Source organism: Microcoleus sp. Pol7_B2 (assembly GCF_036701035.1).
Taxonomy (GTDB): domain Bacteria; phylum Cyanobacteriota; class Cyanobacteriia; order Cyanobacteriales; family Microcoleaceae; genus Microcoleus.
Map to the genome: position 1 here is coordinate 1 of NZ_JAUBQB010000128.1, position 9,874 is coordinate 9,874.

Genomic DNA, 9,874 nt, shown 5'->3' on the forward strand with positions numbered 1-9,874 from the left:
CTGGCACATCTCTTGATGAAGTTATTCGTGCTTATTGTGCAGAAAGAGTGTCTCATACTTATTTGAAATGACTATATCTTATGTCAATTGTCTTAATTCTGCGTTACCCACCCAGAAGCAAGACTCTTCAGAGTCGGAGTTGACTGGTTGAGAGATTACCTGATGAACGAGTTGATAGAATTCGATGGAAGTGTCATAAATCCCGGTTCCGAATGTAAAGTCTAAGCGCAAGGTTAAAGGTTGGGGGATTAGAGTAATGCCTGCGAGGTCGGCACTTTTCAAGTCTTCTATGCAAAAAATTTTTAAAGGACGATCGGTTGTAGCAGTCATAGAATTATTAAATTAAATTAAGATATGGACGGCGCCCCAGAACGATAGACACGAATCACTTTTCCCGTCAGTATCTCAGCAGTAGATATCGCATCATTAATATTCGCACTCAGTCTAGGCATATCGTCATCTCGCGTGCAGGCAATAATACCACAATGGTCTGGTTTCAGATTGTGCAGTTGAAAGAAATCGCGCCGATTGACGGTCAAAACAGCCCGATTGTCAGTGATGGCAAATGCTAATACATCCTCATCAGGTAGTCCAGCATTTCCTGCTTCTTGAACTGTCGGGACATCATGCCCCAAAGACCGCAGATTTTGCACAACTTGTCGGGGAAAGTGTTCGCCTGCATAGAGACGTGCCATAAGTTTATTGGATATTTTCCGGTGTATTTAAGATTTCGTCCGAATCATCTTGCTGTCGAATTAATGACTCAATTTCGTCAGGCTAAGCTTCAGTATAAGCCCAAACATTTACCAAATCAGCAGCACTGAGATGGGGGTAGCAGTCTAGGATAAAAGCATCGGTAGCGCCGTCATTGCGATACCTGGCGAGCAACCAAACGGGAATGCGAGTTTTGTCAATACAAGCATCACCGCCCATCACGCCAGGAGTTTTGGTTATCGGGCGGCCGCTGTTTTTCAGGCTTTGAGTTAAGATGCCGATCGCCTCCGCTTTTTCGAGCGCCGTTCAGCCCAAGAGTTGTACTTCTAATTCTTCGATTGTCAAATAAATTTGGGGATTTATAAATTGTGTAGCTATTTGATATTGTAAGGCGATATCTCTATCAGTTATCAAGCTCGGTAGTCTTAATTCTGCGGTAGGGGCGGGTTTTACCAACCATCTATGTCGGAACCAACAACATAATAAACCAGCCCCGGCCTAATCTCCGAATCCTCTTCACAAGCCCCCGGATTCATCCGTGGGGTCTATCTTGGAATTCTTTAATCTAAAATCTAAAATCTAAAATCTAAAATCGATTAACTGACTCTCGCGGTGTGTCGCTGCGAGATTGTCGATTTGATTTGTAGATTGTTCAATGCGACGCACCCTACCACTACTACCCGGAAACTAGGACGAGGAAGAAACCGACGCTACCGCTACGCGAAAACCCCTGGGCCACGGACTGAAGAGCCCCGAGTACGAGACGCGAAGGGCACTGCGGCAATCGACCGCAGGGAAAAAGCAGGAACCACCACGCAGCACTCGGTTATTATCCGTGCCAGTTTCCCAAGAACTTCCATCAGTCGGTGCGCGGTTATAATTACCATGCCATTTATCGCTGCACCATTCCTAAACATTCCCGTGCATATCGTATAAACCAAACGCATTGGGCGGAAAACTTCCCACATCTGTTGTTTCTTTGCGGTCAAGTCCCTTGGGTGCAGCACCGTAGGGATAATTGCCCTTATAATTGACTAAATCCGGGGTAATTGTTTCGCCAAAATAAAAAGGTGTTGTAGTTCCGGCGCGACAAGCATATTCCCATTCCGCTTCCGAAGGTAAGCGATAAGTCTTGCCTGTTTTTTGAGAAAGTTTGTGGCAAAATTCCACAGCTTTATCCCAGGTAACATTGTCTACAGGAAGTTTTTTACTTCGTAAAGGACCTTTGAAAATAGAAGGGTTATTTCCCATCACCGCTTGATATTGTTCTTGAGTGACTGGATATTTACCCATAAAAAAAGGAGAGATATTCACAGTACGCTGCGGCCCTTCATTGTCCCTTTGTTCTGCTTCGCTAGTGGGGGAACCCATCACGAAACTGCCGCCAGGAATTGCTACCATGTCTAGAGTGACACCATTACCAATATTTTCTGTAAAAACCCCTACTTCTCCTTGACGACGGTTGGTAATTTGCCCCGTTGAGTTAACTGTCACTGTTTTAAATTCCAAGGTTTTTAAAGCAGGAGTTCCTGGTGGCTGCGACAAAAATAAAACTGCTCGCAATGCTTCCCCTGCATTCTGATAACGATTGCTGAAATTGTTCCGTACCATCTGATCTAAAACATCAGCTAATTTAGGGTCAACTCTTGGCACTAAATGTCGCCAACTTACTTCCCCGGTACTTGGATCGTCGCGCAAATCTGCCGGGTGTATTCCCGTTAAGGCTTGAATGCCAATCATCCCCACAGCATAGACATCGCTGCACAATTTTGGTTGGCCTTTAGCTTGTTCGCTAGGCCTATAGCCGCAAGTGCCGATCGGCACCGTTGTAGTGACATCTCCATTTGCCTTGACAATTAATTGATTGATTTCCTTAACTGCACCAAAGTCAATCAAGATTATTTTACCATCTTGGCGACGGCGCATTAAATTAGCTGGTTTAATATCTCGGTGAATAACGGCTTTTGGTTGGTGTTCGTGGGCAACTGCTAAAACTTCTAAGATGCTTTTTAATAAGGTAATAACGTCGGATTCGCTTAACTGCTGGCCGGCAATAATCTCTTTTTTTAAATCGTGTCCGTCTATAAATTCCTGAACTAGATAGAATTCGCCATTTTCTTCAAAGTAAGCAAACAAAGTCGGAATTTGCTGGCATTGATTGCCTAAATTATGCAAAATTTGTGCTTCTTTATCGAAGAAGCGTTGGGCGAGGGCCAAACCAGTAGGACTATTATCTTTAGGTTGGAGGTGTTTGACGACACAGTGGGGTTTTCCGGGTAAGTCTAAATCTTTAGCGAGGTAGGTATGGCCAAAGCCACCGCCTCCCAAGTGTTCGATTATTTGGTAGCGGTGGCGGAGAATTGTACCAGAGGGAACCATAGGTTTTTTGTGGAGGGATGGAGATTAAGATTAATTTTGGCACAATCTCTGTTTTCTGTGCTGTTTTTTCAATTATCTTTGTCCTGCTTGAATCGGAAGAATTTCGCGCGATTGAACACGGCGATTGAAATCGCTTCTACACCAACAAAGTCCGCTTTCGCGGACTCAAGAAATGCAACCCGCGCCGGCGGGTTTCGTCTGTGTAGACGCGGTTTCAACCGCCCTTTGTATGGAATGCGATTAGACAGATGCAATCCGACGCTCGATCGCATTATAGAACCGATCGCCCATATCACCCATCGCCACCTCAATTAACACTTTATTGTCAGCACTCACAACCCGCAAAGGTGATTCAGCACAGCAAACTAAACCTATTTTCTGCCACATTTTGGTCAAATGTTCTTGCAGGTAAGACTCCCAAATTTCTTGATTTTTCGGTGCGACTGAAACTACAATGCAGTTGCCCATTTCACCAAACAAAATTTCATCCCAGCGGCCGACATTTGCCGAATTGAAACTGAGATGGATTTCGGCACCCATTTTAGCAGAAATACAGGATTCCGCGAGGGCGATCGCAATTCCACCTTCGGCACAATCATGGGCAGAACCTACCCAACCTTGCCGAATTCCATCGCGACAAACCGATTGCACTTTTCTTTCTAACTCAAAATCTATCCTTGGCGGTTTCCCAGCTACAATCCCGTGAATTGCCGCTAAATATTCCGAACCTCCCAAAGTAGGAGAAGTTTCGATTTTTGAGCTTTCCGATGGAATTTCTGAGTTTTGGGATGATTCCCCGATTCCCAGCACATAAATTAAATCACCTTTCTTTAGCCAAGCTTGGCCGCAAATTTTCTTCAAATCGGGAATTAACCCCACCATTCCGATTACCGGAGTCGGATAAATTGGTTGAGGATTCCCCTCAGCATCAACCGTTTCATTGTAAAGAGAAACATTGCCGCCAGTCACAGGCGTTCCCAACTCGCGACAAGCATCAGCAATTCCGCGACAAGCTGAGGCTAACTGCCAATATCCGATCGGCTTTTCAGGACTGCCAAAATTCAAATTATCAGTAACTGCGAGAGGTTCAGCACCCACACAACTTAAATTTCTCGCTGCTTCCGCTACGACTGCTTTTGCACCTTCATAAGGATCGAGATAAACATAACGAGAATTGCAATCAACCGTTGCAGCAACTCCGGGAATAATCCCCAGGGGCGCTTCCTCCTTGCTAAGGGGGGGAGAAACTTTTGGAGTTTCCCTACCTTGTGCCTTTTTAAATAGAGGAATTACTTCTTCTTCCTGTTTGCTTTCGGAAGCTAGAGAAACAGCATTTTCTCTCAGTAGATCCCCCTTAGCAAGGGGGTGTACTTCTAGCCCTTCAGCAAGGGAAGATTGGCAAGGTTCTAGCGGACGCAATCTGACAACGGCAGCATCAGCGCCTCCCGGTAAAACAACAGTATTGTTTTGCACTTGATGGTCGTATTGGCGATAAACCCAGCGTTTAGAAGCGATGGTGGGAGTATCTAAAAGCGTCAGCAAAATCTGATTCCAAGTTTGGAAATTGCCGTTAATTTCGATACCTTTAACTGTGGATTGTGGCAGGGAATCCGCCGTCCATTCCCATGCTTTTTTAGCATATTCGGGCGGTTCTGTCAACAGTTCTCGGTGATAAATTGGCGTGTTATCGGCCAAAGCAGTTGCGGTAATTTCAGCAGCGATTTCGCCTTTAAATAGAATTCGGACGATCGGCTCTTGGATGACTGTACCCGCGACTACGGCGTGCAATCCCCAGCGGTGGAAAATATCGATTAATTCCTGTTCCCGTCCTTTTTGGGCAACAAACAACATCCGTTCTTGGGATTCCGAAAGCAGGTATTCGTAGGGAATCATGCCGCTTTCTCGAACGGGAACTTTGTCTAAATCGAATTCAATGCCGACCCCGCCTTTTGCTGCCATTTCTGATGTGGAACAGGTGATTCCTGCAGCACCCATATCTTGGGCGGCGACGACTGCACCGGTTTTGAATGCTTCTAAACAAGCTTCAATTAAGGATTTTTCTAAAAATGGATCTCCTACTTGGACTGCGGGGCGATCGTCCATTGATTTGTCGGTCAACTCGGCACTGGCAAAACTTGCTCCTCCCATGCCATCTCTGCCAGTGGTTGAACCGACATAAAGCACGGGATTTCCGATTCCCGAAGCGCCGGATTTGACGATTTCTTGAGTTTCCATTAAACCTAAGGCCATGACGTTAACTAGCGGGTTGCCGGAATAAGCAGGATCGAAGTAAACTTCGCCGCCAACTGTGGGTACTCCGATGCAATTTCCATAATGAGAAATTCCCGATACTACGCCTTTGAACAATCTCTGAGTTTTAGCGTCGTCTAAGTTGCCGAAACGCAGGGAATTCAAAAGTGCGATCGGACGAGCTCCCATTGTGAAGATATCGCGGAGAATCCCCCCGACACCGGTTGCTGCACCTTGGAAAGGTTCGACTGCTGACGGGTGGTTGTGGGATTCAATTTTGAAGGCGAGTTGCAAGCCGTATCCCAAGTCTACGACGCCGGCATTTTCTCCAGGCCCGACGAGAATTCGATCGCCCTCTGTGGGAAACTGTTTTAATAGTGGCCGCGAATTTTTGTAACAGCAGTGTTCGCTCCACATAACGCCGAACATTCCCAATTCAGCTTTATTAGGATGGCGACCTAGACGCTGAACGATTTCTTCATATTCTTCAGGTGTGAGTCTTTCACCGGCAATTTGTTCGGGGGAAAATGGGGATTCGGAGAAGGGAGACATGGAAACTCGTTATAAACCACAGGCTTTATTCTAAATGCCCTGTGCTTGGTTAATCTAAAATCTATAATCTAAAATCTATAATCCTAGGTCTTTGGGTTGCTAACCTAAAATCTAAAATCTAAAATCTAAAATCTAAAATCGAATGACTCAACCTCGAAATCTCAATTTTGCTAACCAAAACTTGCGGAACCGTTCTTTTAAAGGGCTTGACTTGTCAGGGGCGAATTTCAGCGGTTGCGACATTCGAGGCTGCAATTTCACCGGGGCGATTTTGAGGGGGGCAAATTTTCAGGGTGTCAGAACCGGACAAAGCCGCAGGCGGGTGAGAAATTTGATTGCTAGGGCTGGGGTAACGGCGGTGACAGTGACGGCGGCTGGGGCTTTGACTGGACTGATAGCCGGGGCGGATGCGGGGGCTGTGGCTGTGGCTGGAACGGCTGCTACGGCGATTGCTGCGACTCGGTGCGAGGCTGGGATTGTGGCGGGGGCTGTGGCTGGGGCTGCTGCTGCGATCGGGGCTAGCGGTATTGTGACATTTTTGGGCGGAGATACTATCAGGGGAATTGTCTTATTTTTGGTTTCTGGGGTAATTCTTGGGTTAACTGCGATCGGCTTTTTTATTGCTGTTGAAGAAATAGAAAAATTATCGATAACGTCGTTTAGAAAAGCTGATTTGACTGATGCTGTATTCGATCCGGGGGCGGTTCTAGATGCAGATTTTTCCGATGCGCGAGGAGTGCCGTGGTAGACAACCTGCTTCTAAAATCTAAAATCTAAAATCTAAAATCTAAAATCGGATGACTGAGTTCCCCCACGATCAGTTTGCAAAAGAATACCTGCAAGAGTTATTGTCGCCTCTTGGATAAGTAGAAACGAGCAAAAATGTCACTGCTGAAGTTAGAGAAATTGATGTTTGGTTTCAACCAACTTCTTTTGAGGGCGAATATGTCCAAAGTTTGGGTGTGTTAGGTAAAATGGCTGCAACGGCGGCGATGATTGAACCGTTTCGTAATCCTGTGACTGCTGAGGGAATTTTTAGCTGTGTCGTTAAGTTATTAAATAGTAGGGCAGAACTGGGGCGCCGCGCTAATCGACAAGATCAACGTTTTGAGGAAAGACAATTACCGATGTTGTGGATTCTCACTCCTACTGCTTCGGAGGCTTTATTAAGCAGTTTTGGTTTTCGGACTCCTGAAGAGTCTGAGGGCTGGGGGAGAGGAGTTTATTTTTTATCGGAGGTTTGGAGAGTTGGCTTAATCGCTATTCACCAGCTAGCGAGGACTCCAGAGACTATGTGGTTGCGGATGTTGGGTAGGGGCCGGGTTCAGCAAGGGGCGATCGCAGAATTAACAGCATTTCCCGTCAACGATCCGCTCCGAGCTAATGCGCTACAATTACTTTACATCTTGCAGGAAAATTTGCAAGCGAATACACCAACTAATCCCACAATGGATGATGAAGATCAGGAGTTAGTTATGGCGATCGTACCCCTTTTTCAACAACATTTACAAGAAGCACGAGAACAAGGTCTTGTACAAGGTCTTGTACAAGGTCTTGAGCAAGGAAGAGAACAAGGTCTTGAGCAAGGAAGAGAACAAGGACAGCGGTTGATTTTAGAGAGTTTCTTACAGGTCAGATTTGGGGAGTTAGACCCGCTAACTGTCACCTTTTTGCGCCCGGTATCGGCTCTACCTACTGCCGAGTTTACTATGTTGTTAGTCCAATTATCTATGCTGCCGATCGCACAAATCGATCGCCAACAAGTCCACAATTTGCTAGCGGAAAGTGTTTTGAACAACCGCTTCAGCGAATCAGGGCAAGAACAACGCCCGGTTAATCTCATCCCCAACTTGCTCGGCTTATCCCCAGAAAATTTATCATTACTGCTGTCAGAATTGCCTCAATTATCGCTGGAAAATCTGATAGCTAGATTACCCAATACACTTGAAAACTAACAAGGTGGCGAGAAGCCCGACTTCTTAAACAAGTCCGGGTTCTGGGTGTATAATCAGAGACTGTGGTAATTTGTCATTTGCCGATGAAGTTGCGATCGTTCTTTTCTTTCCTCATTGCTGGCGTCTTGGCACTCTTAGGCTTGAGTGCCGGTGGTTTTTACTGGCTGACAACTCAAACTCCCCTGAATTTGCTCGCCGGCGGGCCGACAACTACTCCTGCTGCGGCTGTGTTTGTCTCGAAACAAGCACCTTTGTTAGCTTCAATGCTGGTAAATCCCGATCGCCTCGAAGCATTGCGACAAGTTTTTGCCACTCCCGAAGAAAGAAGTCGATCGCACGCAGAATTTGAGCAAATCAAAAATAGTTTCCTCGCCAGTACAGACCTCGATTACAGTAAAGATATCCAACCTTGGATAGGTGACGAAATTACTCTCGCCGTCACAAAGCCCGATTTCGATGGCGACAGCAGCAACGGCCAACAAGCCGGGTTTTTGCTGGCCGTTTCCTCCCAAAATGTCGATCGCAGCCAACAATTTCTCGACTCCTACTGGGGCAAACAAGCTCGTGCCGATAAAACAGTTCATTCGGAACTATATAAAGGGGTTAGAATTAATTATAAACAAGCACCAACAGCCAAGAAAAAATCTGCTTCGCTTTCGCTTTTTAACCCGTTTTCTCTGCCGAATTCAAAGTGGCCAGCCAGCTTCGCAACAGCCGCCATCGGCGGTAATTTAAATTCAGGGACTAACCAAAATTTTGTTTTATTTTCCAATAGCCCGATTGTGATTCGAGATGCAATTAATAACGTTGAATCAGCAAACCTAAATCTCAACACTACCCCGGAATATCAAAAAGCTTTGCAGCAGCTAACTCAAGGCAGAATCGCTTTAGCATTTGTCAATCTCCCGCAATCATCAACCGAGCAAAATCCCCAAGTTTCTCTTAATTCCCTCGCAGTTGCTGTCGGAGTCAACCGACGGGGATTGCTGGCTCAAACTGCTTTAGTGACATCGCGAGAAAACACAGCTTCTCCAACACTCTCCGAACCTGTGCAAGCCTTGCAATACATTCCCTCAGCCAGTCCTTTCGCGGTCGCCAGCACCGATTTAAGGAATTTTTGGGCTGATTTGTCATCTGCGGTTTCCACTAATGCAGAAGTCTCAAATTTAGTCGATCGCGCCTTGGCAGATATTCAGCAACTTTGGGGCGTGAACCTGCCGCAGGATATATTTGGCTGGGTACAAGGAGAATACGCTTTAGCAGTGCTTCCGAATTCGTCAAATAGTGCTGACTGGATTTTCGCGGCAGAAAAATCTGCTGATTCCCAAAAGGCGATCGACAAACTCGATGAAATTGCCCGCAGCAAAGAATACAGCATCGGCACCTTCAGTCTGAGAAACCAGAAAATTACCGCTTGGACGCAGTTGACAACGAACCCAAATTATGGGAGAGAAAATAAGAGAAAAAGTGCGATCGAAACCGAGGCAAAAGGAGTTCGAGCCACCGTCGGCAAATACGAAATTTTCACCACTTCAGTAGAAGCAATGGACGCAGCATTAGAAGCGGCAGAAACAGGCTCTTTAGTTGCCAATCAAGATTTTCAAACCAGCATTGAACCGCTACCGCCATCTAACGACGGCTATTTTTATTTAGACTGGCCCTCCAGCAGGGCAATTTGGGAAAAACAAATCCCGCTGTTGAGGTTAATTGAACTTTCGGCAAGACCATTGTTCGACCACTTGCGATCGCTCACCGTCACCAGTACGGGAGAAATAACAGGAATTCGCAAAGCTACTATATTTATGCGGCTGAATTAGTCAGAAGGAAGTTCGGCAACGAGCAATGTACGGGATGTAACGGATGTCAGGAAGAAGGAAGAAGGAAGAAGGAAGAAGGAAGAAACTATGCCCAATTCCCCATGCCCAATTCCCCATGCCCAACCCCCAATAACTAGGGCTTGCTGAATAATCGAGTGCATATTGCGTCGCGAAAGGTTTCGAGCGCGTGATCGAGAATAAAGTGCA

The 9,874-nt window shown here is 46.1% G+C and carries 8 protein-coding genes and 1 pseudogene; 3 read left to right on the top strand and 6 right to left on the bottom strand.

Annotated elements, in window-relative coordinates; translation table 11 throughout:
* Positions 1-78: 78 nt before the first annotated feature.
* From QUA57_RS27195 to purL, 5 genes and pseudogenes are all read right to left on the bottom strand, one after another.
* Positions 79-330, bottom strand: a complete 252-nt coding sequence (locus tag QUA57_RS27195) for a hypothetical protein (protein ID WP_333064860.1) — start codon at positions 328-330, stop codon at positions 79-81.
* A 17-nt stretch (positions 331-347) separates the two neighbouring features.
* On the bottom strand, positions 348-695 hold the full coding sequence (locus tag QUA57_RS27200) for a DUF5615 family PIN-like protein (protein ID WP_333064862.1): 348 nt from the start codon (positions 693-695) through the stop codon (positions 348-350).
* An 82-nt stretch (positions 696-777) separates the two neighbouring features.
* Entirely contained in the window at positions 778-996 is a 219-nt protein-coding gene (locus QUA57_RS27205) for a DUF433 domain-containing protein (RefSeq protein WP_333064873.1), read from the bottom strand.
* A gap of 405 nt (positions 997-1,401) precedes the next feature.
* Positions 1,402-3,093: pseudogene (locus tag QUA57_RS27210) on the bottom strand (SUMF1/EgtB/PvdO family nonheme iron enzyme).
* 240 nt (positions 3,094-3,333) lie between these two features.
* Positions 3,334-5,895 (bottom strand): phosphoribosylformylglycinamidine synthase subunit PurL, encoded by a 2,562-nt coding sequence (purL, locus tag QUA57_RS27215; RefSeq protein ID WP_333064864.1) that lies wholly within the window; start codon positions 5,893-5,895, stop codon positions 3,334-3,336.
* Positions 5,896-6,037: 142 nt separating this feature from the next.
* Here purL and QUA57_RS27220 point away from each other — a divergent pair, with 142 nt between their 5' ends.
* The 3 genes from QUA57_RS27220 (at position 6,038) to QUA57_RS27230 (ending at position 9,667) form a co-directional block, all read left to right on the top strand.
* A complete protein-coding gene (locus QUA57_RS27220; RefSeq protein WP_333064866.1) occupies positions 6,038-6,643 on the top strand; it encodes a pentapeptide repeat-containing protein in 606 nt (201 codons plus the stop codon).
* 226 nt (positions 6,644-6,869) lie between these two features.
* Complete coding sequence (locus QUA57_RS27225) at positions 6,870-7,850, top strand: flagellar assembly protein H (RefSeq protein WP_333251480.1); 981 nt, start codon at positions 6,870-6,872, stop codon at positions 7,848-7,850.
* 62 nt (positions 7,851-7,912) lie between these two features.
* A complete protein-coding gene (locus QUA57_RS27230) occupies positions 7,913-9,667 on the top strand; it encodes a DUF3352 domain-containing protein (RefSeq protein ID WP_333064870.1) in 1,755 nt (584 codons plus the stop codon).
* On the opposite strand, the gene QUA57_RS27235 is transcribed toward QUA57_RS27230, so the two are convergent.
* Positions 9,664-9,874 (bottom strand): hypothetical protein (locus tag QUA57_RS27235; RefSeq protein ID WP_333064871.1); only part of this gene is annotated, 211 nt, incomplete at its 5' end. The two genes, QUA57_RS27230 and QUA57_RS27235, sit on opposite strands and share 4 nt — an antisense overlap.

What these genes read in the sequence shown, in the direction of transcription:
- QUA57_RS27200 (WP_333064862.1), bottom strand. Translation starts at nt 695, where the DNA reads ATGGCACGTCTCTATGCAGGCGAACACTTTCCCCGACAAGTTGTGCAA.
- purL (WP_333064864.1), bottom strand. Translation starts at nt 5,895, where the DNA reads ATGTCTCCCTTCTCCGAATCCCCATTTTCCCCCGAACAAATTGCCGGT.
- QUA57_RS27225 (WP_333251480.1), top strand. Translation starts at nt 6,870, where the DNA reads ATGGCTGCAACGGCGGCGATGATTGAACCGTTTCGTAATCCTGTGACT.
- QUA57_RS27195 (WP_333064860.1), bottom strand. Translation starts at nt 330, where the DNA reads ATGACTGCTACAACCGATCGTCCTTTAAAAATTTTTTGCATAGAAGAC.
- QUA57_RS27220 (WP_333064866.1), top strand. Translation starts at nt 6,038, where the DNA reads ATGACTCAACCTCGAAATCTCAATTTTGCTAACCAAAACTTGCGGAAC.